Source organism: Paenarthrobacter sp. 10L420 (assembly GCF_056395385.1).
In genome coordinates this window covers 702773-726385 of record NZ_JBFTJK010000001.1, presented here as the reverse complement: position 1 = coordinate 726385, position 23613 = coordinate 702773, and the positions used below count along the sequence as shown (strand labels likewise).

Here is a 23613-nt window from a genome sequence, read left to right as displayed (position 1 = left end):
TCCTGACTAAGGCACAATTTCCACGCAAGGCGAAATCCTGCTGCAGACACAATCCCGGGACGGCTGCGAACACAGGGTTTGCAGCACCGGACACAGTAGGCTGGTACAGACACCCCTACGCGCGGAAAGCGAACCCTTCATGAGTGCCGACAAGTCAACCAGCTGGTCCTATGCAGAAGATCTGCCTGCTGAGGATGACGTCTTGTTGCGCGCCCGGGAGAGGTCCTTCGAGTTGGGGGTTAAACCCATCAGCCCGGGCGTTGGCGCGGTGTTGACGGTCCTTGCCGCGGCTTCAAAGGCACAGACAGTAGTTGAGGTTGGTTCAGGCGCCGGAGTCTCAGGAGTTTGCCTGTTGCGGGGTCTGGGTCCACAAGCCGTCCTGACCACCATCGACGTCGACGTTGAACACCTCAAGGCCGCCCGCGAAGCCTTTCTGGAATCCGGCAGCCCCGCCAACCGGACCCGGACCATCTCCGGCAGGGCCGCCGACGTCCTCCCGCGCCTCACGGACTCCGCCTATGACCTTGTCTTCATCGACGCCGACAAGCCCAACTTCCCCCGCTACGTTGAACAAGCTGTCCGCTTGCTCAAGACGGGTGGCACCTTGGTGATCAACGACGCCTTGGATAAGGACCGCGTCTCAAATCCAGCAGCCCGCGACTCCACCACCGTGGTTCTTCGGCAAGTTGGCAAATCCATTCGCGACGACGACCGCTTGGCCTCTGCGATGCTTCCCACGGGCGATGGACTTCTGGTGGCTGTCAAAAAATAGGCAATTGCCATTTAGCGGACATTCTTAAAGAACAGCACCCAAGAAAGACGCTGCTGCTTAAACAAAAGCAGGGCTCCGGCTCTCGCCGGGCCCTGGTCTTTTGAATCCAGCCTGCCTATGAATCTATTCGGTAACGCCTACAAGGCATTCCTTGAGGTTCTCCGCCTCCGCGGCATTGAGCTCGACTACAAGCCGTCCTCCGCCTTCGAGCGGCACACGCATGATCAGGCTGCGTCCCTCTTTGGTTACTTCCATAGGGCCGTCGCCAGTACGTGGTTTCATAGCCGCCATTAGGAAAATCCCCTCCATTTGTCCCAAGTCACGCCCAACCCGGCCGGGCTGGATCCGCTTCGCAATTGCAGCCGGCGGCACCGCTTGGGAGGCCGCCTTGGCCGGGCACTTTTAGGTGCTTTTGTCCTTGCTCGTATTCCATTATCCCGTACTTACCCGTCCGTAGCGAATCAATGGACTAATTACCCCGACACGGAACAAAGACACTTCCCGACGGCGGGTGGTCCGGTTATGGCGGATAGTCTCCGCCTCCCGGCAATGGCGCCCAGGCCCAAAGCCACACCACCCAGACGATCTGCAGGAGGACAAACATGACCACGACGGTTCCCCTGTATGCCTTGGACTTGGACAGCAGCGCTGCACCCAGGGCAAGCGGGAAAAGGGGAAGGAGCATCCGGAAAGTACTGGTCTGGGGATACAGGAACACCAGCAAATAGCCCATGTAGCAGGCGCACCAAAGCCGCATTTCCGTTCCCAGTGCCCGGACAGGCTTTGAAACCATCAGCAGCACGAACAAACCGACGAAGACGAAGGGCGCCAACACGCCAAGAGCCGGACCGAACAGCATCCTTCCGGTATCGAACCACGGTTTGAAGGGCACCAGGTCATGACCGCGCCAGGCGGTTTCCGTACGCGTGTAGGCGCTTGGATCCCCGGTGACCGCCCAAGCCATAGCCGGCCAGGCCAGGGCTCCGAGTCCGGTTGCCAGCGCCAGGGTGCCCAGGGACAGGAGTTCTGGCGTGGACGAAGCCATTGCCCGGGGCTGGTCATCGACGTCGGATGGCCTCAAGCGCTGCCAGATCCGCCAAACCAGGAGGAGGCCCAGCATCGCGGCGAACGGGACTCCAGTGGGCCTGGAAAAACACATCAACAGCACTACCGGTATGGCTGCCAAGTAGCGTCGCCGGACCACCAGGAGAAGCGAGCCGGACAGCAGCAGGAGGTTCAACGATTCTGCGTAGGGCACCTGGAGAATTGGCGACACCGGGAATGTCGACACGAAGATGACGCCCCACATTGCGGTACGCCGGCTGGCCGCTTCCCTGAACAGTCTGAAGATCACCAAGGCAGCACCGAGGCCTGCAATCATTGCTATGGCGGTGAGGGACTGCAGAGTCCCGAGGCCCGTGACGGCATCGAGTCCCCGCCCCAGGAACGGGAACAGGGCATAGAAGGCCCAGGCATTCTCCTTGACTACCCCGTTGGCATCCACCGGAAGCAGGGAAGGGTAGCCGTTGTCCGCAACCTGGGCATACCAGCGTCCATCCCAGATAGTGATGAAGTTCCAGTAGTCCGGCACGGGTGGGAACCATGGATTCACTCCCTGATGAACGGCAGCCGCCATGAAGATAAAGGCACTGACCACCCGGGCCACTACAAAAACCAAGGAAACCTGCAGCCACCAAGGCCAACGTGCCATCCGGGCTCCCGCGGCGGAGATACCCCGCGAAAGGCGCGCGGTGGGTCCCTCCCCGCCAAAACGGGTAGGTGCAGGGGTGCTCACAGTGTGGTCCGCTTGGCGTCGCCATCCTCAAGCTTTGATTGGACCAAGGCACTGAGTCTCTCGATCTCGCGGTCCTTGGCTACCAGTTGGTCGCGCAGCTCATCAAGGACCTGGTCCACCTGGTCCATGCGGTAACCGCGCAACCCCAGTGCAAAGCGCACGGCGTCGATGTCCGTGGCTGCAGCCTTCTCCGGGAGCAGCACCGGAGGCAAATTGGGCAGGGAGTCATCCAGCCCCGCTCCCACGGAGCCGCCACGGATGATGCCGGAACCAAAATACAATGCGGCACCAATGAGGACAATCGCGACAAACACCAGGAAAAAGCTCACAGCCACCATCGTGCCAGAAACAGCCGCCTACTCCGGGCGCTGGTTTCCGTTGGTGGTGGCGGGAAGCGGAGCACCATGCAACACCCGGTGGACGGCATCGGCAGGGTCATCCACCAGCTGGATCAGGTCCAGGTCCTTTTCGGACACCATTCCTTCAGCAACCAAAGTGTCCCGGATCCACTCAATCATTGGGCCCCAGAAGCGAACACCCAACAGCACAATCGGGAACGATGTCACCTTGCGTGTCTGTACCAGGACCATTGCCTCGAAGAGCTCGTCCAGGGTTCCAAGTCCGCCGGGCAAGACGACGAAGCCCTGGGCGTATTTCACGAACATGGTCTTGCGGGCAAAGAAGTACCGGAAGTTGATGCCCAGGTCCACCCATTGGTTCAGGCCCTGCTCGAACGGCAACTCAATGCCCAGTCCGACAGATACGCCGTTGCCTTCCACAGCACCCTTGTTGGCGGCTTCCATGGAGCCGGGGCCGCCACCGGTGATCACGGCGACTCCGGCTTCGGCGAGCTTGCGCCCTACATCCACTGCCATCTCGTAGTACTCGGTTCCCGGTTTGGTACGGGCTGAACCGAAAACACTGACTGCCGGACCAATATCGGCCAATGCCCCAAAGCCCTCAACGAATTCGCTCTGAATCCTCAGGACGCGCCAGGGATCGGTGTGGATGAACTGCCCGGCACCGCTCGTGTCCAGCAAGTGCTGATCGGACATTCCCTTGTCTGCCTGTTTGCGTCGCAGTTCCAAAGGGCCCTTGTGCTTGGCCGGTGCGATCTCCGAAGGCAGGGGCACGTGGACGCCCGCGACGTGGCCATTCGCGTCCGGGCTGGGAATCGGGTGCTGGCTAATGCTCATTGCCCAAGGCTAGCGCGGATGAATGCAAGCGAAGACGCTACGACGCGGTTCTTGCATTGCAGTCTGGTATATCGCTGGAGAGCAGGTTTCTGTTCAGTCACGATCTGGAGGAACTTGCCGTGACCGTGGTCATAATTGTGTCTTTGTTCGCTAGATTCGTCCTATGACTACTCAAGTGTCCGGCGATGCGCTCGTCTCCCTGAACAGCGTCAACAAACACTACGGTCAATTGCACGTCCTCAAAGACATCAACCTCCAGGTTCGGAAGGGTGAAGTCGTCGTGGTCATCGGGCCGTCCGGCTCCGGTAAGTCCACGTTGTGCCGTGCCATCAACCGTTTGGAAACGATCGACGACGGCGACATCGCGATCGACGGGAAGAAGCTCCCGGAAGAAGGCAAGGAACTCGCCCACCTGCGTGCCGACGTCGGAATGGTCTTCCAGTCCTTCAACCTGTTCGCCCACAAGACGATCCTTGAGAACGTCACGCTGGGACCGATCAAGGTGAAGGGCGTTGCCAAAGGCACGGCAGAAAGGGAGGCCATGGCCCTCCTGGAACGTGTCGGCGTCGGCCACCAGGCTCCCAAGCTCCCCGCGCAGCTCTCCGGTGGCCAGCAACAGCGTGTGGCCATTGCCCGCGCACTTGCCATGAAGCCCAAGGTGATGCTGTTCGACGAGCCCACCTCGGCGCTGGACCCCGAAATGATCAACGAGGTCCTGGACGTCATGATCCAGCTGGCAAAGGAAGGCATGACCATGATCGTGGTCACCCACGAGATGGGCTTTGCCCGCAAGGCAGCCGACCGCGTCGTGTTCATGGCCGATGGCCAGATCGTGGAAGATTCAACACCCGAAGAATTCTTCACCAATCCGCAGAGCAACCGCGCCAAGGATTTCCTGTCCAAGCTTCTGACCCACTAGCTCCCTGCTGACCCGCATCCAGGCCCGCACGGACCGCATCCAGGCCGTACGCCGGCCAACCAATGAAAGGAATGTCATGAAGAAGGCTTTTATTACCCGGAGGAAATCTCTCCTGGTGGCCGCTTCGGCTGCACTGGCCCTCTCGCTGAGCGCCTGCGGTGGAGGCAGTGGCACCACCACTCCGCCTGTTGCCTCGGCGAGCTTCGACGCCGGTACCACGATGGCGAAGTTGAACCAGGCCAAGAAGATCACCATTGGTACCAAGTTTGACCAGCCGCTGTTCGGCCAGAAGGGCCTGGACGGCAAGCCTGTCGGCTTCGACGTCGAAATCGGCAAGGCCATCGCTGCCAAGCTCGGAATTGAACCTGACAAGATCGAATGGGTGGAAACTGTTTCCGCCAACCGTGAACCGTTCATCGAGCAGGGCCGCGTTGACATCGTCATTGCCACCTACACGATCAACGATGCCCGCAAGCAGAAGGTCGCATTCGCGGGTCCATACTACGAAGCCGGTCAGGCTCTGCTGGTGAACAAGGACGATAACTCCATCACCAAACCCGAGGACGTCAAGGGCAAGAAGGTTTGCTCTGTAACGGGTTCCACCCCGGCTAAGACCATCGTCGAAACGTACGGTGCAGAACTGGTCCCGGCCGCAAACTACACCGCTTGCCTTGAGCCGTTGCGCAACAAGCAGGTTGTCGCAGTCACCACGGACAACGTGATCCTCGCCGGCTACGTTGACAAGGAACCGGACGCCTTCAAGCTCGCATCGGACCAAACGTTCACAAAAGAGCCGTACGGCATCGGCCTGAAGAAGGATGACACGGTCTTCCGCAACTGGATCAATGACCAGTTGGAGGGATTCGCCAAGGACGGCACGTACAAGAAGGCTTGGGAAGCAACAGCAGGAAAGGTCATCAAGACCGCACCTGAACTGCCCAAGATCGACCGCTACTAGTCGGAAGCCGGTGGCTGCCGCACTCCCCCTTGGGGAAGGGCGGCAGCCACCGACCTTGAGGACTCCCTACCTTTCCGCAGCAGCCGAAGGAAGCCAATGGACGCCATCTTCGAAAGCCTCCCCCAATATTGGGACGGATTTCTCCGAACCCTGTTTCTAGCCGTCATATCTGGCGTCATCGCACTGACAGCAGGCACTCTGCTCGCCGCAATGCGTGTCTCGCCCGTGGCTGCCTTACGGGGCTTCAGCACGTTCTATGTTGAAGTCGCCAGAAACACCCCACTCACAATTATTTTCTTTTTCTCCGCAATCGTGCTTCCCCGGCTCGGCGTCAAGTTCGAACAGTTTGAAGTCGCCGCCATCATCGCATTGAGCAGCTACACGGCAGCATTTGTTGCCGAAGCCGTTCGATCCGGCGTCAACAGCGTCCCGGTGGGGCAAGCCGAGGCAGCCCGCAGTATCGGCATGACGTTCACGCAGGTTTTGGGCCTGGTGGTCCTGCCACAGGCTGTCCGGACCGTCATACCCCCATTGATCAACATCATGATTGCCTTGGTCAAGAACTCATCCGTCGCGGGTGCATTCTTTGTCCTGGAGCTTTTCGGCTATGGTCTGCAGCTGTCAAACAGCCATGGTGACGCGGTCATGTGGATCTTGATTGGTGTGGCATTCTTCTACCTGCTGATCACCGTGCCCCTGGGCTTGTTGGCCCACTTCGTCGAGAAAAAGGTGGCGATTGCCCGATGACTTCGGTTCTCTATGACGTACCGGGCCCCAAGGCCCGCCGCGTTTCCCTCATTGGTTCAGTTGTCGGGTCCATCATCATTGCCGGTGGCGTGGTGGGAGCCATCGTCATCCTGTCTTCGCAGGGCATATTCAACGCCTCCCGTTGGGAAGTCTTTGTTAACGAATCTGCCAAGGACGTTTGGACGCAGCTCGGCTATGGCGTCCTTGCCACCCTGCAGGCAGCCGGCGTCGCAGCCGTCATTGCCTTTCCCCTTGGAGTGGCGCTGTGCCTGCTCCGCATTTCCCTGATCTCGTGGATTCGCGTTCCCACACAGGTGGTGCTTGAGTTCCTCCGCGGCATGCCAGTGGTGCTCATGATCCTCTTCGTGCTCCTGGTGTTTGCTACGACCCCCTTCACTGCTGTCGTCAGTGGCCTGGTCCTCTACAACGCAGCGATCTTCGCTGAAATTCTGAGGGCGGGTATCCAGTCACTTCCCAAGGGACAACGCGAAGCCGGTTTGGCCATTGGACTGCGCAGCTTCCAGTCCAGGATGAGCATCGAATTTCCCCAGGCAATCCGCCGCATGCTCCCCTCACTTATTGCACAGTTGGTCGTTCTCCTGAAGGACACCTCGCTTGGCTACATCGTGGCCTACGAGGAACTGCTGCGTAAGGTGAAGCTGATCTCAGACCTGGAACCCAGCCTGTTGTTCTCCGCGTTTTTCGTCGGAGCGGCAATCTACATCCTGATCAACTTGTCGGTTTCCCGGCTTGCGATCTGGATCGAACGGCGAGGCTCCAAGAAGGCCGCAGGCGGCATGGCTTCGGCCATCAAGACCGTCGACCTCGAGGTCAACGTTCCTGGACCTGAAAAGAAGTAGCAAAGGGAACATTCCTTTAGTCATGAAGAGAAGGTCCGCAGCCGTTCATTCGGCTGCGGACCTTCTCTTCATGTGCTTTTAGAGCGCTTTTAGACCTTAGCGACCAGCCACGTCCGAAGTGCACGAAGGCACTCACGGACGGCATCGGCGTCGACGTGTTCATTGTCCTTGTGCGCCAGCAACGGATCGCCGGGCCCGAAGTTCACGGCCGGGATGCCCAACTCACTGAAACGCGCGACGTCGGTCCACCCGTATTTGGGCTTTGGTTCCGCGCCGACTGCGGCCACGAAAGACGCAGCTGCGGGGTGGTTCAGTCCGGGCCGGGCGCCGGCAGCAGCGTCGGTGCGGACGACGTCGAATCCCTCCAGGAGCTCTCGCACGTGGGCCTCGGCCTGGTCCGGGGTCTTGTCCGGAGCGAAGCGGTAGTTGATCTCCACCACGCAGCGGTCAGGGATGACGTTACCGGCCGTGCCGCCATTGATCTTCACCGCATTGAGGCTCTCCCGGTAATCGAGGCCGTCCACGTTGATCGTCCGCGGCTCGTAGGCCGCGAGGCGGGCGAGAATTGGTGCCGCCGCATGGATGGCGTTGCTGCCCATCCAAGCGCGGGCCGAGTGGGCCGCTTCACCGATGGTGGTCGCTTCGAACCGGCTGGTTCCGTTGCAGCCCCCTTCCACCGTGCCGTGTGTGGGCTCAAGAAGAATAGCGAAGTCCCCCAGGAGCAGGTCGCCATGGTTGCGGACCAGCCTGCCCAGGCCACTCTTGACGGCCTCCACTTCCTCGTGGTCATAGAAGACAAAGGTGACATCCTTGTCTGGCTCCCTGCCGTCGTCGAACAGGGTCGCCGCGAGTGCGAGCTGCACGGCAACGCCGCCCTTCATGTCGGTGGTCCCCCGGCCATAGAGCACACCCTCCCCGGGGATGCCTGATTCCCACGTTGCCGGAACGGTGCCCAGCGAGCCTTCCACCGTGGGCAGCGGAACAGTGTCCAGGTGTCCAGCGAGGATGACGCGCTCGGCGCGGCCAAGTTCAGTGCGTGCAATGATGGCGTCGCCGTCGCGCACCACGGTGTATTCGGGGATGGCGCGCAGGGCCGCCTCGACGAGATCGGCGAGCAGGGTCTCGTTGCCCGAGACACTGTTGATATCGATGAGCGCGGCTGTCAGCAAGGCAACGTCCTGGCGCAGGTCCAGTAGGGCGGGGGCAGGGTTAAGGGTCACCACTCCACCTTAACTCCCCGGGCAGCTGTGTTTCGGGCAACAAATGCGACCTGCCCGGGTGAGACGGGTTTCAGCCGTGCCACGGGCGATCGATACACTGGGGCCATGACTGAAACTGCTTCCTCTGCTGTGCCCGCAAACCACCGATCAGCCTACGGATTCGGCCTCGCCACCATCGCCACCTCGCCTTCCGGGGAAGCAACCGTGCTGGATGTCTGGTACCCGGCACCGGCCCTGGGTGTAGCCGCTGAAACCCTTCGCGACGTTGACAATGCCGATCCCGCGCTCACTGCCCTGGCTGACGACGGCAAAGACGCCGATCGCGGCACGGAGCAAAAAGTGGTCTTCGCACAGATCGACCTCGACGCCGCCCCGGCCGACACCGCCGATGCTTACCTGCGTCTTCACCTCCTTTCGCACCGCCTGGTCAAGCCCAACAGCATCAACCTGGATGGTGTCTTCGGCAAGCTCCCCAACGTCGTATGGACCAACTTCGGCCCAGCCGCCGTCGAGGGTTTTGAAATGACGCGTGCGCGCCTGCGTAAGCGCGGCAACGTGGTGGTTTACGGCGTGGACAAGTTCCCCCGCATGGTTGACTACGTGGTTCCAACTGGTGTGCGGATCGCCGACGCCGACCGCGTCCGTCTGGGCGCGCACCTCGCCGAAGGCACCACGGTGATGCATGAAGGCTTCGTGAACTTCAACGCTGGAACCCTCGGCACGTCCATGGTGGAAGGCCGCATCTCCGCTGGAGTAGTGGCCGGTGACGGGACGGACGTCGGCGGCGGCGCCTCCATCATGGGTACGCTCTCCGGCGGCGGCAAGGAAAAGATCGCTTTGGGCGAGCGGGTGCTGCTTGGCGCAAACTCCGGTGTCGGCATCAGCATCGGCGATGATTCCGTGGTGGAAGCCGGCCTGTACGTCACCGCAGGAACCCGCGTTCGGGTGCCCGGCCCCAAGGACGAAAACGGCGAAGACACCAGCAAGATCATCAAGGCCGTCGAGCTTTCAGGTGTCCCCAACCTGCTGTTCCGCCGCAACTCCACCACCGGCGGCGTGGAAGTCCTGCCCCGCAAGGGCCAGACCGTGGAGTTGAACGAGGCACTGCACGCCAATTAGCAGGAGACAAGCAATGCGCCGGTTCCGCCGCGCCATCGTTGCGGTGCTGGCGCTGGCCCTCGTGGCCGGTGCTATCTACGCGATAGTTGCCATACTGCAGCGCTCCGAGACCCTGGTCTCGGAGCGCTGCCTCGCCGTCATGGGGTCCGAAAGCTACGAGTTGGCTACCGACCAAGCGGCCAACGCCTCGCTCATCACTGCCATCTCCGTTCAGCGCGGACTTCCACCAAGGGCTGCAAGCATCGCCCTCGCCACCGCGATGCAGGAATCCAAGCTCCGGAACATCAATTACGGCGACGATGCAGGACCTGATTCGCGGGGTTTGTTCCAACAGAGGCCATCCCAAGGCTGGGGAACCGAGGCGCAGGTCATGGACCCTGTCTATGCGACGAACGCCTTCTATAACGGCCTCATCAAAATTCCCGGTTACGAGACCATGGAAATTACCCAGGCAGCCCAGCAGGTCCAGCGCTCCGCGTTCCCCCGGGCATATGCCCAGCACGAGAACATGGGGCGCGCCTTCGCTTCTGCCCTCACCGGGCATTCGGAATCCGCGCTGACCTGTGAACTCCGCATGCCCGAAGCGGCCGGTGACCCTGCCGCCGTCGTGGAGGAACTGACGACGGCGTTCGGCTCCCAGCCGGCCACAGTCCAGGGCCGCTCGGTGCAACTGGATATCAGTGGTACGCAAGCCTGGGCAGTTGCCCATTGGGCGGTAGCCAACGCCAAGTCCCTCTCCATCACGCAAGTGGATGTTGGTGGTCAGACGTGGAATCGGGAAAAACGCGACGGGTGGATTGCATCGGCCGCACCGTCTGAGTCAGTGACCATCACCGTCTCGGCACCTACCACCTGACTACTTAGGCGAGCATCTCCACCACGGGCTGGACATAGCTGCGGAAGACTTCAGGCTCGGACAGCAGCCTGTGGCTCATGATCATGGTGCTGGGCTCCAAGTACCAGGCCCGCGGCTCGTTGAGCGGCAACTCGATAATGGTGAGATCAAAGTCCCGCGAGCTCCGGCCAACTTCCAGGAGCCTGTCCTCCACCATCTCGTTCAGGACTCCCGTAACCCCATTGGCTTCGCGCTCTGCCTCGATCTTCGCGTATTCATCGATCCTGTCCGTTGCCCATCCCAAAGCCGAACCAAAGTGTGCCTGCAGGACACGCTGGAGGGCAGGGGAATTGCCGAAGGCCTTGAAACTGGGCGGTGCGAGCTCGAGGGCTGGATTTGGATAGGTCTTCACGAGCTTCTCCCACCAGGCCTCCCACTCGGTTTTGAGGGCGTGGATCCCACCCACATCCGAGGTGAGGTGGCTATGATCGGCATGGCGGACCTTGGGAGCAGCGTGGGACAGTAACGGTTTTCCGGCACCGTCGAGTCCAGCTACGTCGCGCAAGTACAGGGCGATGAGCATCGGCCCGGACGTGTCCATGGTGATGCGCCATCCAGAGCCGCCTGACTCATGCATCCGAATTCCTCCCTTGGCAGGTTCCCGACATGTCCCAGTCTATTCCCGTTGGCTTGCTACGGTAACGGTGGGGGAGGCACTGCTTGCTGGCGGCACATAGTCGTCCTGTGGGGAGCCCGGGAGACAAGCTACGGCGTAGCCGGCACCGGAGCGAAAGCCGCCAGATGTGCGGTGAGGACGTCACTGCACATTTCGGCCGTCATCCATTCGGGCTGGAGCAGGGCGTGCATGCACAGGCCGTCCATGGTGGCCAGGAGCCGTTCAGCCTCTGTGACAAGGCTTTGCGGGGCGGTGGCTTCACCGGGGCTCAACAGGATGATGAGGCGTCCCACAATGGCAGCGACCACGCGGTGACTGCGTTCGGCTTCGGGAGCAAGGACCGGCTTGATCCGGGCAGCGTGGCGGAAGGCCATCCAAACGCAGGCGTCCACGGCGAGTTCTTCGTCCAAGGGAAGGAACTGACCCAAGAGGTTCAACACCGCGGCGTGCTGCCCGGCGCTGCCCGGGGTTTCGCCTTCAACGGCAAGCAAAGCTGACTCCAGCCGACCGCTAAGACGGTCGATGACGGAGGCAAAGGAGAACACCAGAAGCTCGTCGCTGCTGGCAAAATAGTGCCGGACGGAGCCTACGGCCAGCCCGGCTTCATCAGCTACTTCACGAAGGGATGCCCGTTCCAAACCGTCGCTTGCGATGATCCTGAAGACAGCTTGGACAACTTCCTGGCGCCGGGCTTCGGCATCAACAATTTTGGGCACCAGTATTTTTTAGCACGAACGTGCTTCAACACCGCTCAACACTGAGCGGCGTGGCTCCGATTTCCGATAGCGTAGACATCATGAAAATTCTTGTCACGGGTGGCACCGGCTACATCGGTTCGCACACCGTTCTGTCCCTTCAGGAAGCCGGTCATGACGTCGTCGTGCTCGATAACCTCGTGAACTCCAGCGAAGAGTCCCTGCGTAGGGTTTCCGAGCTAACCGGCAAGACTGCAGCCTTCCACAAGGTTGACCTGGTGGACGAGCCCGCCGTCGAGGACGTGTTCGACCAGCACCAGATCGATGCCGTGATCCACTTCGCAGGACTGAAGGCCGTGGGCGAATCCGTTCAGGAGCCATTGGCGTACTACTACAACAACATCGTGGGCACACTGAACCTGCTCCGTGCCATGGACAAGCACAACGTCCGTTCGATTGTGTTCAGTTCTTCAGCAACCGTGTACGGCGAGCACAATCCCATCCCGTACATCGAGAAGATGGAAATCGGCGCAAACAATCCGTACGGCCGTACCAAGGAACAGATCGAGGACATCCTCTCGGACCTGGGCAGTGCGGACGACCGCTGGCATATCGCACTGCTGCGCTACTTCAACCCGGTTGGAGCCCACCCCTCAGGACGCATCGGCGAGGACCCCCAGGGCATTCCGAACAACCTCGTTCCCTTCATCGCACAGGTTGCCGTGGGCCGCCGGGAGAAGCTCATGGTCTTCGGTGGCGACTATGACACCCCCGATGGAACAGCCCAGCGCGACTACATCCACGTCGTGGATCTTGCTGACGGCCATGTGGCGGCACTGAACTTCATTGCTGACCGCGCCGGCGTCCGTCGCTGGAACCTTGGTTCCGGCAGGGGATCCTCGGTGCTGGAGGTACTGCGGTCCTTCGAAAAGGCCGTCGGACACGAGCTGCCCTACGAAATCACGGGCCGTCGCGCCGGAGACCTTCCCGCTTTCTGGGCCGACGCCTCTTCTGCCCTCGCAGACCTTGGATGGTCCACCACGAAGACTGTGGACCAGATGTGCGAGGACCATTGGCGCTGGCAGAAGAACAACCCCACCACGGGCGGGGGGGGGGGCCGCCGTCGTGATTGACGCTGTTGCCGTATCAGTTGGCCGGGTAGTTGCGCTCCGGCTCCCCTGTGTAGAGCTGCCGCGGGCGGCCGATCTTGGTCTGGGGATCGTTGATCATTTCGCGCCACTGGGCAATCCAGCCCGGGAGGCGGCCAATGGCGAAGAGGACGGTGAACATCTTCTCCGGGAAACCCATCGCCTTGTAGATCAGGCCAGTATAGAAGTCCACGTTCGGGTACAGCTTGCGCTGGATGAAGTAGTCATCAGCCAGGGCCTTCTCTTCAAGGCGCATGGCGATGTCCAGCAGTTCGTCGTTGCCGCCGAGCTTGCCCAGGACCTCGTGGGCCGTTGCCTTGATGATCTTGGCACGGGGATCGTAGTTCTTGTAGACACGGTGCCCGAAGCCCATGAGGCGGACGCCGTCTTCCTTGTTCTTGACCTTCTCCATGTAGTCCTCGGGCTTGATGCCGTCCGCCTGGATCTGGCGCAGCATCTTCAGCACGGCCTCATTGGCGCCGCCGTGTGCGGGGCCAAAGAGGGCGTTGATGCCGGCAGAAACTGACGCGAAGAGGTTTGCATTGGAAGAACCCACCAAACGGACGGTGGAGGTGGAACAGTTCTGCTCGTGGTCAGCGTGCAGGATGAGCAGCAGGTCCAAGGCCTTGACCACAACGGGGTCCAGCTCGTACTGCTCGGCCGGGAGGCCAAAGCTCAGCCGCAGGAAGTTCTCCACGAGGTTCATGGAGTTGTCCGGGTAGAGCATGGGCTGTCCGATGGACTTCTTGTGGGCGTAAGCGGCAATAACGGGCAGCTTGGCCATGAGGCGGATGGTGGAAACTTCCACGTGCTCCGCGTTGAAGGGATCCAGCGAGTCCTGGTAGAACGTGGACAACGCCGAAACGGCCGAGGAAAGCACCGGCATGGGGTGGGCATCGCGCGGGAATCCGCCGAAGAAGCCCTTCAGTTCCTCATGCAGGAGCGTGTGGTGCCGGATCCGCTGATCGAACGCTTCCAGCTCCGTGGGAGTGGGAAGGTTGCCGTAGATGAGCAGGTAGGAAACTTCAAGGAAGCTCGAGTGCTGGGCGAGTTGCTCGATCGGGTACCCGCGGTACCGCAGGATGCCTGCGTCGCCGTCGATGTACGTGATAGCCGAGGTGGTGGCCGCTGTGTTCATGAAGCCGGGGTCATAGGCAACGGCGCCCGTCTGCTTCAGCAGCTTGGAAACGTCATAACCTTCGTTTCCTTCTACAACCTGGATGCGCGGCAGTTCAAGTTCGCCGCCGGCATGGCGCAGTGTCGCGCTGGTGGTCTCAGTCATGGAGTCCCCTTCATGAGGCCTCTGGGCCTCTATAGAACGCTTGTCCAACCAACTTCTGGTGACGCCGTCTTCGGCCCCACTGTTGCAGGGCTCCAACGACCGCAGTGCTTTCTTATTGAAGGCCACCATTGATAGTCAGTTAAAAAGCTACCGCCAGTAACCCTCCGGAACTAATCCGTTCCGTCCGGTTACTGGCGGAATGACGCGACTTGTGGCACAAGTCACAGCATTGTTATGACCCTGAGCTTAACCTCTCCACGGCCGCGTCAATGCGTTCATCGCTGCCCGTCAGTGCCACCCGGATGAAGCCATTGCCGGCATCACCGTAGAAAACACCGGGTCCTACGACGATCCCCAGCTCAGCGAACCGGGCAACCGTGTCCCACGTAGCTTCACCGGCGGTAGACCATAGATAAAGGCCGGCGTTGGAGTCATGGATCTGCAATCCGAACTTCTCAAGTGCCGGGACGATTCTCTCGCGCCGCCCGCGGTAGAGGTCCTTTTGGGCAAGCACGTGGTTCGAATCGCCCAAAGCGACGCGCATCGCCTCTTGCACCGGGTAGGGCACGATCATTCCCGCGTGCTTCCGGCTGTTAACAAGGTTGGCCATAATCGCGGAATCGCCAGCTACGAAAGCAGCCCGATAGCCGGCGAGGTTGGACTGCTTGCTCAGGGAATAGACGCAAAGGAGGCCATCCGTGGAACCACCGGAAACCCGCGGGTCCAGGATGCTCGGGACAGCTTCTCCCCCACGCTGGACATCCCACTCACCCCAGCCAAGCTCGGCGTAGCATTCGTCGGAGGCCACTACGGCGCCGATTTCGCGCGCCTGGTTGACGATCTGTTGTAGAGATTCCACGCTCCGGACACTGCCCGTGGGATTGCCCGGTGAGTTGATCCAGACCAAGCGAACCCTTGCACGAGTAGCGGCATCCAGTTCGTCCAGGCTATCCGCCGCTACGGCGGTAGCTCCCGCCAGCATCGCGCCGATGTCGTACGTGGGGTAGGCAACGGTAGGCCTGACTACGATGTCCCCGTTGCCAAGGCCCAGCAGGAAAGGCAACCAGGCGACGAGCTCCTTGGAGCCCACCGTGGGCATAACGTCCTTTGGATCCAGGTTGGGGACTCCGCGGCGGGCCGCAAACCAGTCCACGACGGCCTGCCTCAAGGCTTGGGTGCCATGCACAGTCGGGTAGCCGTGGGCGTCCGACGCCGCAGCCAATGCGTCGCGGATCAGCCCTGGAGTGGGATCAACCGGGGTTCCGATCGAGAGGTTAACGGCACCCCCGGGATGTTTGGCGGCTGTGGCCACATACGGTGCCATGGCCTCCCACGGGTAGTCGGGCAGGTTAAGGCCAAAGGCCGGTGCCGCGGAAATCAAGGAAGCAACCGCCCTTAGTGGTCTTGGTTCTGCGGGGGCAGTGCGGCAATGAACGGGTGGTCCTTGCCGGTGTTGCCGATCTTCGCAGCGCCGCCCGGGGAGCCAAGATCGTCAAAGAATTCGACGTTGGCCTTGTAGTAGTCAGCCCACTCTTCCGGAGTGTCATCCTCATAGTAGATGGCCTCAACAGGGCATACGGGTTCGCAAGCACCACAGTCAACGCATTCATCCGGGTGGATGTAGAGGGAACGCTCACCTTCGTAAATGCAGTCAACAGGGCATTCTTCGATACATGCCTTGTCCTTGACATCTACACACGGCTGCGCGATTACGTACGTCACGTCCCAGACCTCTCCACGGTTTGTCCCGGCCAATAGCCGGGGTAATACGGCCGGCAGCATGCCGGACACTCAACTTCTGACCCTATTATCCAACAGTGCTATGACGCCAACCTAGCCCGCGTCTTAGTATGAAACGGTGACTCCCCCGCATTTGCCACCCAAACAATTTCTGCTCAAAGCCCAGCCGGGCATTCGGGTGGTGGTCCGCTACAGGATCCAGGACGGCCTGACCGATGCGTTGGGGTATCTGGTGACCACCACGGAAAGCAGCTGCACCGTACGAACGCGGACCTCCGACGTCGAAATTCCACTGGCGTTGGTCATCGCAGCGAAGGAAGTTCCCCCACCGCCGCCCAGGCACGGGTAGCACTACCGGCTGTGTGCCGCGCAGTACCTACTCAACAGCTGTCCGCCATCTCTTCACCAGGCGGCTGGCAACAACAAGCATGATCAACGTGACCACAGCTATGCCAAACACCCAGACGTTGCCCACGGCGTCGCCGAGCAACAACTGTTTGTCGCGGCCCCCGGACGATAAAGCACCAACGGTGGCATAAACCACCACGCCAGCTACCGCCGTCGGGATAACTGAACCGGACCAAGCCGCCAGCCACAACTGGGCCGACGCGAGCAGCAACAGTGCGACGCAGACGCCCCAAGGGATGTCGACGCCGGATATCGCAATGGTTTGCCGGTGCTGTGCCGTTCCTGCCACAGCAACAAAAAGAGCCGCCAGCACGGCCGCGGCGATGCCGCGGGCCGCACTGGCGACTCCCTTGTTCATTCTGCTCTTCCAGCCGGGTGCAACCGGGCCGGACTAGGCCTTTGCGCGGGCGCGGTTGGCCTTGGCGCGCTCGTTGGAATCGAGGATGAGCTTGCGGATACGGATGTCCTCCGGCGTCACCTCAACGCACTCGTCTTCACGCGCGAATTCGAGGGACTCTTCGAGGGTCAGGTCGCGCGGCGGCGTCAGGTTCTCGAAGGTGTCCGAGGAAGCTGCACGCATGTTGGTGAGCTTCTTTTCCTTGGTGATGTTCACGTCCATGTCGTCGGCGCGTGAGTTCTCGCCCACGATCATGCCCTCGTAAACCTCGGAGGTGGGCTTCACGAAGAAGGAACCGCGCTCCTGCAGGTTGATCATGGCGAACGGAGTCACAACACCGGCGCGGTCGGCAACCATCGAACCGTTGGTGCGGTATTCGATGGGACCGGCCCACGGCTCGTAGCCTTCGGAGATGGAGGCCGCGATGCCGGCACCGCGGGTGTCGGTGAGGAACTTGGTGCGGAAGCCGATGAGGCCACGGGCAGGAACGATGAATTCCATGCGGCACCAGCCAGTGCCGTGGTTGGCCATGTTGGTCATGCGGCCCTTGCGGGCGGCCATGAGCTGCGTTACGGCGCCGAGGTACTCTTCGGGGACGTCGATGGTCATGTGTTCCATCGGCTCGTGGATCTTGCCGTCGATGGTCTTGGTGACTACCTGCGGCTTGCCAACGGTCAGCTCGAAGCCTTCGCGACGCATCTGCTCAACGAGGATTGCCAGGGCGAGCTCGCCACGGCCCTGTACTTCCCAAGCGTCCGGACGCTCGGTGGGCAGAACCTTGATCGAGACGTTACCGATCAGTTCCTTGTCCAGGCGGTCCTTCACCTGGCGGGCAGTGACCTTGGCGCCCTTGACCCTGCCGGCCAGCGGCGAGGTGTTGATACCGATGGTCATGGAGATCGCGGGGTCATCCACGGTGATCAACGGCAGCGGCTGCGGGTTCTCGGCGTCCGTAAGGGTTTCACCGATGGTGATTTCCTCGATACCTGCAACGGCAACGATTTCACCCGGCCCGGCCGACTCGGTAGGAACGCGGGTCAGTGCCTTGGTGGCCAGGAGTTCAGTGATCTTGACGTTCTTGAGTTCACCGTTGGCACGGGCCCAGGCAACCGTCTGGCCCTTGCGGAGCGTGCCGTTGTAGATGCGGAGCAGGGCGAGACGGCCAAGGAACGGTGAAGCGTCCAGGTTGGTCACGTGCGCTTGAAGCACGCCATCCGGGTTGTAGGTGGGAGCGGGGATGTGCTCGATGATGGTCTTGAAAAGGGGCTCAAGGTCCTCGTTGTCCGGGGCGGAGCCGTTGTCCGGCTGGTCCAGGGAGGCGCGGCCAACCTTGGCAGCAGCGTAGACGACCGGAACTTCCAGGACCTTGTCCAGGTCCAGGTCCGGAACTTCGTCGGCAAGGTCCGAAGCCAGGCCCAGGAGCAGGTCCATGGACTCGTGGACAACTTCATCGATGCGGGCGTCGGGACGGTCCGTCTTGTTGACCAGGAGGATCACCGGGAGGTGCGCAGCAAGGGCCTTGCGGAGCACGAAGCGGGTCTGGGGCAGCGGGCCTTCAGAGGAGTCGACCAGCAGGACAACGCCGTCGACCATGGAAAGACCACGCTCAACCTCGCCACCGAAGTCGGCGTGGCCGGGGGTGTCGATGACGTTGATGGTGATGGTTTCGCCGTTGGACGACGGGCCGTTGTAGGCAACCGTGGTGTTCTTGGCGAGGATCGTGATGCCCTTTTCGCGCTCCAGGTCACCGGAGTCCATGACGCGGTCCTCAACCTCACCGTGGGAAGCGAAGGAGTTGGTCTGCTTGAGCATGGCGTCGACCAGGGTGGTCTTACCGTGGTCAACGTGTGCGACGATCGCGACGTTGCGCAGATCGCTCCGCGACGCAGTGTTGGTGATGGTTTCAGACATGCGTTTATGACTCGTTTCAGTGGTGAAGTCAGTTGTTTGTATCCGCGCGCATACCTGATCACGTGATCGGAACACACAACGAAAAAGACCCCGGGACACAGGGCACCTACAGCAAGTCTAAACGCAGTTGCATTTATCAGCCTAAAAAGCAAGCCATTTACCGTCCGATTGTGGCGTCCATCACAGCACATCACGCTTTAGTAACCGGCAGTCAAGATGCTGGATTTTCTGCTTCCAGTGCCCCATGATTGCTGCAGAACCAGTGCCACACGGAGACCAACGATGCGCAAAGCCTCGGCCGCGTTCCGCCTGCTCGCACCCTTGATCGCCGTTGGCGTTCTTGTGGTCGGCTGCGGACCAAACCAAGCAACCCCACAATCCACACCCTCGCGCTCAGCCGCGCCAGTTCCCGCGGAGACTTCAGCGGCGGACAAACCCCTTAGGGTGGCGCCTGCTCCGAGCCCCCTTGACCTGCCAGTGGGCTCCCTCTACAGGAATCCGGCGAACAACCGCGACGAAGTGGTCCTCGCCGATGTGCGCCACACCGCGGTGTTGATTGGCGATTCCCAGGCCATGCCGAAGGACTCATGGCCGCAAAGGGGAATCTCGGCGCTTGGGTACAAATTGCACGTCGTGGGCATGGGTGGCACGGGATTCGTAGCTTCCAACGGCAAGACAGGCAATTACATCGACGCGCTCCAGCGTGGGGACTGGCTGCTGCCTTACGGAGATCCGCCACTGATCGTGGTCCAGGGTGGTGGCAACGACGCCTCCCAAAAGGCCACTGACGCCCAGATCACGAGTAACGCCGACCGGCTCCTCGGTGCGCTCAAGAAGCGCTATCCGGGTGCCCGACTGGCAATGATCGGGACGTTGGCACGCGGAGCCGACAACGGTGGCGGCCGCCGTTCCGAGGTGGACGCACTCCTTGGCCGGATCGCCGCCAAGCAAGCGATCCCGTTTGTCAGCGCGGGCGACTGGCTCACCCGCTACGATGCCGTTGCCGATCTCCAGGACGGCGTCCACCTCAAGCCATCCGGGCACGCGAAGTTGGGCATCGTTCTGGCGCGCGAACTCACGGCACTTGGTCTAACGGCACGCCCGGACACCGACCCGTCCGTTTCACCCGAATAGAGGCCGTTGCGGGGCTTGCTTTGCGCCTTTTGTTGGTGATTTGGGATGCAGAGCAGGCCTAACAACGAGTGATTTAACGGCAAGAGCCGGTGGTTCCCTCTCGTGGGAACCACCGGCTCTTGCTTTTGTCTCCTCGGCTGCTGTTGTCTCCTCAGCAGAGAGTACGACGTCGGTCAGGCCACCGCGGGCGGCAGCAGCAGCGAACCGCCAGGAATGGCATCCAGCAAGGCCTGCGTGTAGGCCTCGCGCGGGTTGTCGAAGACATCGTCCGTGCTGCCCGTTTCTACGAGCTGGCCCTTTTCCATGACGCAGACGTGGTCGGCGATCTGGCGCACAACGGCGAGGTCGTGGGTAATGAACAAGTACGTCAGACCAAGGTTGTCCTGAAGATCTGCGAGAAGGTTCAGCACCTGCGCCTGGACGAGTACGTCCAAGGCGGAAACGGCCTCATCACAGATGATCACTTCAGGATCCAAGGCCAAGGCACGGGCAATCGCAATGCGTTGTCGCTGGCCACCTGAAAGCTCGTTCGGATACCTCTGCATCATGGACTGTGGCAAAGCCACCTGGTCCAACAGCTCGCGTACCTTCTTTTCGCGGCTTGCCCCATTTCCGATCTTGTGCACGCGGAGAGGCTCTTCGATGGTCCGGAAGATGTTGTACATGGGATCCAGGGAGCCGTAAGGATCCTGGAAAATCGGCTGCACCCGCCGCCGGAACTTGAAGAGGTCCTTGCCTTTGAGTCCAGCAGTATCGACGCCGTCGAACACAATCTGGCCCTCGGTAGGCTTCTCAAGTTGGAGGACCATTTTGGCCACGGTGGATTTACCCGAACCCGACTCCCCCACAATCGCCGTAGTGGTTCCGCGCTTGACGTCGAAGCTGATGTCGTCCACCGCAGCGAAGTCTGAGGTCTGGCCCAGGCCCTGCCGGAGCTTGTAGATCTTGCGCAGGTTTCGGATCTGCAGGACCTCGTCGGTTGCGTGCTTCTTAATTGCCGCGACAGGCGCCAAGAGGTCGCTGGCTTCCACGCCCAGCTCCTTCGCCACCTGAATGCGGCGGGAGGCGAGCGAGGGCGCCGATTCCACGAGTCGCTTTGTGTAGGGGTGCTGCGGGTTCTGCAGCAGTTCCAGTGAAGGACCCGCCTCCACAACGTTGCCCTGGTACATAACCACTACCTTGTCCGCGCGCTCGGCAGCAAGGCCGAGGTCGTGGGTGATGAGCAGCACCGATGTACCGAGCTCCGTAGTCATTTTGTCCAAGTGATCCAGGATCTTGCGCTGGACGGTGACGTCCAATGCAGACGTAGGCTCATCCGCGATCAGGAGCTTGGGCTGGCAACTCAGACCGATAGCGATAAGAGCCCGCTGGCGCATACCGCCGGAGAACTCGTGTGGATACTGCTTGGCTCGCCGCGCAGCATCGGGAAGACCCGCCTCCGCCAAAACCCGGGCAACGTCTTCGGGCCCGTCCGGACGACCATTGGCCTTGAGGGTCTCGCGAACCTGGTAGCCGATCTTCCACACGGGATTGAGGTTGGACATCGGGTCCTGGGGAACCATACCGATGTGGCTGCCGCGGAGTTCAATCATGCGTCGTTCCGGCGCATGCGAGATGTCCTCGCCGTCCAGCAGAATCTGCCCACCTGAGACGCGTCCATTGTTCGGCAACAAGCCGATGGCAGCCAGGGCCGTCGTCGACTTTCCTGAACCGGACTCCCCCACGATCGCGACGGTTTCGCCGGGCATGATGGTCAAGTGGGCGTTTTTGACGGCCTTCACTTCACCCGAGCCGGTCTTGAAGGTGATGGCCAGATCCTTGATTTCCAGGATTGGCCGTACCTGTGAGGTGACTTCGTTGATTCGTACGTTGGCAGAAGCCATGTTCGCCTCCTTAGCGCTGACGGCTCTTGGGATCAAGAGCATCGCGAACGGCGTCGCCAAGCATGATGAAGCTCAGGACGGTGATGGACAGGGCGGCTGCCGGATAGAGCAGGATTCCGGGGTTGGTTCGAATAGAGGCATTGGCCGCTGAAATATCGTTACCCCACGACATCACGCTGGTAGGCAGGCCCACGCCAAGGAAGGACAATGTCGCTTCCAGGACGATGAACACGCCAAGTTCCAGCGTGGCCAGAACAATTACCGGAGCCAGGGCATTTGGCAAGGCGTGCTTGACCAACGCCCCAAACTTGGAAACACCAAGAGACCGGGCCGCTGTAACGAAGTCCGCGTTGCGCACCTCAATCACTGCGCCTCTGGTAATACGGGCCATTTGCGGCCAGGCCAACAAGGATATCGTCAGGACGACCGTCCAAACGCTCCTGTTCTCGCGGAACAGCGGCAACTGAGTGATGACCAGGGCGCCGAGGATGATCGGCAAGGCAAAGAAAATGTCACCCAGGCGGGCCAGGACCGCATCCAACCAGCCACCGTAGTAGCCAGCCAGGGCGCCGAGAGTCACGCCGATGATGATCACTGCGAGGACGGACAGGATGCCGACAGACAACGAAGCTTGCGTGCCATGGACAACCCGGGAATAGACGTCACAGCCTTGCAGGGTGAAACCTAGCGGGTGCCCGGAGGTGGGGCCCGCCTCGGAGTTGGCCAACTGGCAATCGTTGTTGGGCGCCACGCTGGTAAACAGCCCTGGGAAGAGGGCAACCGTCAGCAACAACAGGATCAGTAGCGAGGAGACGATGAACATGGGACGGCGGCGCAGCTTTCGCCACGCATCGGCCCATAGGCTCAGGGGTGCCTGATCCGTCTTGACGGCGTCAGTGGCCAGCAGCGGGGTTTCATCGACAGGGGCAACGAAGTGTTCGGTATTACTGGTCATAGCGGATCCTCGGGTCAAGCCAGGCGTACAGGAGGTCAACCAGGAGGTTGGTCACGACGAAAACCAAGACCAGGACACTCACGATCGCAACAATGGTGGGACCCTCGCTGCGCTGAATGGCTTGGAAGAGTTTGTTCCCAACTCCGGGGACGTTGAAGATGCCTTCGGTGACGATGGCCCCTCCCATCAGGCCACCCAGGTTTGCACCCAGGTAGGTCACAACGGGGATCAGCGAGTTCCTCAGAATATGGGCCATGATCACACGCGGACGCGAAAGGCCTTTGGCCGTGGCAGTACGCACGTAGTCCGCGTTCATGTTCTCGCTGACAGACGCCCTGGTGAGGCGAAGGACATACGCGAAGGAGACCAGCCCCAAAACCACTGCCGGAAGTATCAGGTTTCCCCAGTCAGCATTGGCACCCACGGTGGGTTTGGCCCAACCGAGCTGGACACCAAAGATGAGCTGGAAAACGAAGCCGAGGACGAAAGTGGGAACGGCAATCACAACCAGCGACATAATGAGCACGGTGGAGTCGAAGAGTTTGCCTTTGCGAAGGCCGGCGAAGACGCCAAAAGCAATGCCAAAGACGGCCTGGATGATGAGCGCTTCAACGGCGAGCATCGCGGTAACCGGGAATGCCCTTGCCAGAGCGGCTGAGATGGGCTGCTGGGTGAAGTCGACACCGAGGTTGAAGGTGAACAGGTTCTTCAGGAAGATCCCGTACTGGACCCAGAACGGCTGGTCCAGGTTGTATTGGGCGCGAAGCGCGTCAATAACGCTCTGCGGCGGCTGGCGCTCACCGAACAGGGCGGCGATGGGGTCCCCCGGAAGGGCGAACACCATGTAGTAGACAAGGAGGGTGGTTCCAAGGAAAACGGGAATTACCTGAAGGAGCCTACGCAAGATATAGCGAACCACGGGTCACCCCTTTCCGCTTGATGGGCGTTGGTGTGTCATGTTTG

Annotated in this window: 25 protein-coding genes; 10 read left to right on the top strand and 15 right to left on the bottom strand. The window is 60.9% G+C overall.

The features are described from left to right. Positions 1-139: 139 nt before the first annotated feature. Positions 140-772: an O-methyltransferase gene (locus AC1DD5_RS03540; RefSeq protein ID WP_223946472.1), complete on the top strand. Its 633-nt coding sequence runs from the start codon at positions 140-142 to the stop codon at positions 770-772. Between the two features lie 123 nt (positions 773-895). Here the strand turns inward: AC1DD5_RS03540 and AC1DD5_RS03535 are convergent, their stop codons facing one another. The 4 genes from AC1DD5_RS03535 to AC1DD5_RS03520 form a co-directional block, all read right to left on the bottom strand. Then, positions 896-1063: a DUF3117 domain-containing protein gene (locus AC1DD5_RS03535; RefSeq protein ID WP_064721643.1), complete on the bottom strand. Its 168-nt coding sequence runs from the start codon at positions 1061-1063 to the stop codon at positions 896-898. Between the two features lie 229 nt (positions 1064-1292). Beyond that, the gene (locus AC1DD5_RS03530; protein ID WP_477520742.1) at positions 1293-2483 is read right to left on the bottom strand and encodes a hypothetical protein; all 1191 of its coding nucleotides are present in this window, start codon (positions 2481-2483) and stop codon (positions 1293-1295) included. Positions 2484-2563: 80 nt separating this feature from the next. Further along, the gene (locus AC1DD5_RS03525) at positions 2564-2905 is read right to left on the bottom strand and encodes a DivIVA domain-containing protein (RefSeq protein ID WP_442003694.1); all 342 of its coding nucleotides are present in this window, start codon (positions 2903-2905) and stop codon (positions 2564-2566) included. Between the two features lie 18 nt (positions 2906-2923). After that, a complete protein-coding gene (locus tag AC1DD5_RS03520) occupies positions 2924-3763 on the bottom strand; it encodes an LOG family protein (RefSeq protein ID WP_431115818.1) in 840 nt (279 codons plus the stop codon). Positions 3764-3926: 163 nt separating this feature from the next. On the opposite strand from AC1DD5_RS03520, the gene AC1DD5_RS03515 reads away from it, so the two are divergent. The 4 genes from AC1DD5_RS03515 (at position 3927) to AC1DD5_RS03500 (ending at position 7247) form a co-directional block, all read left to right on the top strand. Next, positions 3927-4682 (top strand): amino acid ABC transporter ATP-binding protein, encoded by a 756-nt coding sequence (locus tag AC1DD5_RS03515; protein WP_216924118.1) that lies wholly within the window; start codon positions 3927-3929, stop codon positions 4680-4682. Positions 4683-4758: 76 nt separating this feature from the next. Further along, complete coding sequence (locus AC1DD5_RS03510) at positions 4759-5640, top strand: glutamate ABC transporter substrate-binding protein (RefSeq protein ID WP_442003693.1); 882 nt, start codon at positions 4759-4761, stop codon at positions 5638-5640. 96 nt (positions 5641-5736) lie between these two features. Further along, the gene (locus tag AC1DD5_RS03505; protein ID WP_442003692.1) at positions 5737-6387 is read left to right on the top strand and encodes an amino acid ABC transporter permease; all 651 of its coding nucleotides are present in this window, start codon (positions 5737-5739) and stop codon (positions 6385-6387) included. After that, a complete protein-coding gene (locus AC1DD5_RS03500) occupies positions 6384-7247 on the top strand; it encodes an amino acid ABC transporter permease (RefSeq protein WP_477520629.1) in 864 nt (287 codons plus the stop codon). Before AC1DD5_RS03505 ends, AC1DD5_RS03500 begins: the two co-directional genes overlap by 4 nt. An 89-nt stretch (positions 7248-7336) precedes the next feature. Here AC1DD5_RS03500 and dapE read toward each other — a convergent pair whose 3' ends face one another. Beyond that, positions 7337-8467 (bottom strand): succinyl-diaminopimelate desuccinylase, encoded by a 1131-nt coding sequence (gene dapE, locus AC1DD5_RS03495; protein WP_477518226.1) that lies wholly within the window; start codon positions 8465-8467, stop codon positions 7337-7339. A gap of 105 nt (positions 8468-8572) precedes the next feature. Between dapE and dapD the strand changes: the two genes are divergently transcribed. After that, positions 8573-9586, top strand: coding sequence for a 2,3,4,5-tetrahydropyridine-2,6-dicarboxylate N-succinyltransferase (gene dapD / locus AC1DD5_RS03490; RefSeq protein WP_431115824.1), 1014 nt, complete (start codon positions 8573-8575; stop codon positions 9584-9586). 13 nt (positions 9587-9599) lie between these two features. Further along, entirely contained in the window at positions 9600-10442 is an 843-nt protein-coding gene (locus tag AC1DD5_RS03485; RefSeq protein ID WP_477520628.1) for a transglycosylase SLT domain-containing protein, read from the top strand. Positions 10443-10446: 4 nt separating this feature from the next. Here the strand turns inward: AC1DD5_RS03485 and AC1DD5_RS03480 are convergent, their stop codons facing one another. Both AC1DD5_RS03480 and AC1DD5_RS03475 read right to left on the bottom strand, forming a co-directional pair. Continuing rightward, positions 10447-11058 (bottom strand): hypothetical protein, encoded by a 612-nt coding sequence (locus tag AC1DD5_RS03480; protein WP_442017629.1) that lies wholly within the window; start codon positions 11056-11058, stop codon positions 10447-10449. Between the two features lie 128 nt (positions 11059-11186). After that, positions 11187-11813 (bottom strand): TetR/AcrR family transcriptional regulator, encoded by a 627-nt coding sequence (locus AC1DD5_RS03475; RefSeq protein WP_477520627.1) that lies wholly within the window; start codon positions 11811-11813, stop codon positions 11187-11189. Between the two features lie 80 nt (positions 11814-11893). On the opposite strand from AC1DD5_RS03475, the gene galE reads away from it, so the two are divergent. Next, a complete protein-coding gene (gene galE / locus AC1DD5_RS03470; protein ID WP_477520626.1) occupies positions 11894-12925 on the top strand; it encodes a UDP-glucose 4-epimerase GalE in 1032 nt (343 codons plus the stop codon). Between the two features lie 13 nt (positions 12926-12938). On the opposite strand, the gene AC1DD5_RS03465 is transcribed toward galE, so the two are convergent. The 3 genes from AC1DD5_RS03465 to fdxA all read right to left on the bottom strand — a co-directional run bounded on the left by AC1DD5_RS03465 (position 12939) and on the right by fdxA (position 15944). Next, positions 12939-14222: a citrate synthase gene (locus tag AC1DD5_RS03465; protein ID WP_442003685.1), complete on the bottom strand. Its 1284-nt coding sequence runs from the start codon at positions 14220-14222 to the stop codon at positions 12939-12941. A 232-nt stretch (positions 14223-14454) separates the two neighbouring features. Then, entirely contained in the window at positions 14455-15603 is a 1149-nt protein-coding gene (gene dapC / locus AC1DD5_RS03460; RefSeq protein WP_477520625.1) for a succinyldiaminopimelate transaminase, read from the bottom strand. Positions 15604-15617: 14 nt separating this feature from the next. Continuing rightward, entirely contained in the window at positions 15618-15944 is a 327-nt protein-coding gene (fdxA, locus tag AC1DD5_RS03455; protein ID WP_018776555.1) for a ferredoxin, read from the bottom strand. 136 nt (positions 15945-16080) lie between these two features. Here fdxA and AC1DD5_RS03450 point away from each other — a divergent pair, with 136 nt between their 5' ends. Next, positions 16081-16311 carry a putative acetyltransferase gene (locus tag AC1DD5_RS03450; protein WP_477520624.1) on the top strand — a complete coding sequence of 77 codons (231 nt, stop codon included), beginning with the start codon at positions 16081-16083 and terminating at the stop codon, positions 16309-16311. 27 nt (positions 16312-16338) lie between these two features. Here AC1DD5_RS03450 and AC1DD5_RS03445 read toward each other — a convergent pair whose 3' ends face one another. Together AC1DD5_RS03445 and typA are read right to left on the bottom strand one after the other, a co-directional pair. After that, a complete protein-coding gene (locus AC1DD5_RS03445) occupies positions 16339-16728 on the bottom strand; it encodes a hypothetical protein (protein ID WP_477520623.1) in 390 nt (129 codons plus the stop codon). Between the two features lie 33 nt (positions 16729-16761). Further along, positions 16762-18678 carry a translational GTPase TypA gene (gene typA / locus AC1DD5_RS03440; protein ID WP_442018821.1) on the bottom strand — a complete coding sequence of 639 codons (1917 nt, stop codon included), beginning with the start codon at positions 18676-18678 and terminating at the stop codon, positions 16762-16764. A gap of 282 nt (positions 18679-18960) precedes the next feature. Here typA and AC1DD5_RS03435 point away from each other — a divergent pair, with 282 nt between their 5' ends. Continuing rightward, positions 18961-19812 (top strand): SGNH/GDSL hydrolase family protein, encoded by an 852-nt coding sequence (locus tag AC1DD5_RS03435; protein WP_477520622.1) that lies wholly within the window; start codon positions 18961-18963, stop codon positions 19810-19812. A gap of 173 nt (positions 19813-19985) precedes the next feature. Here the strand turns inward: AC1DD5_RS03435 and AC1DD5_RS03430 are convergent, their stop codons facing one another. From AC1DD5_RS03430 to AC1DD5_RS03420, 3 genes are read right to left on the bottom strand one after another with little or no spacing between them, the layout of a single operon-like run. Then, complete coding sequence (locus tag AC1DD5_RS03430; protein ID WP_477520621.1) at positions 19986-21695, bottom strand: dipeptide ABC transporter ATP-binding protein; 1710 nt, start codon at positions 21693-21695, stop codon at positions 19986-19988. Between the two features lie 10 nt (positions 21696-21705). Continuing rightward, on the bottom strand, positions 21706-22650 hold the full coding sequence (locus AC1DD5_RS03425) for an ABC transporter permease (protein WP_442003678.1): 945 nt from the start codon (positions 22648-22650) through the stop codon (positions 21706-21708). Next, on the bottom strand, positions 22640-23569 hold the full coding sequence (locus AC1DD5_RS03420) for an ABC transporter permease (protein ID WP_442018818.1): 930 nt from the start codon (positions 23567-23569) through the stop codon (positions 22640-22642). The genes AC1DD5_RS03425 and AC1DD5_RS03420 overlap by 11 nt, the downstream gene beginning before the upstream one ends. Between the last annotated feature and the right edge of the window lie 44 nt (positions 23570-23613).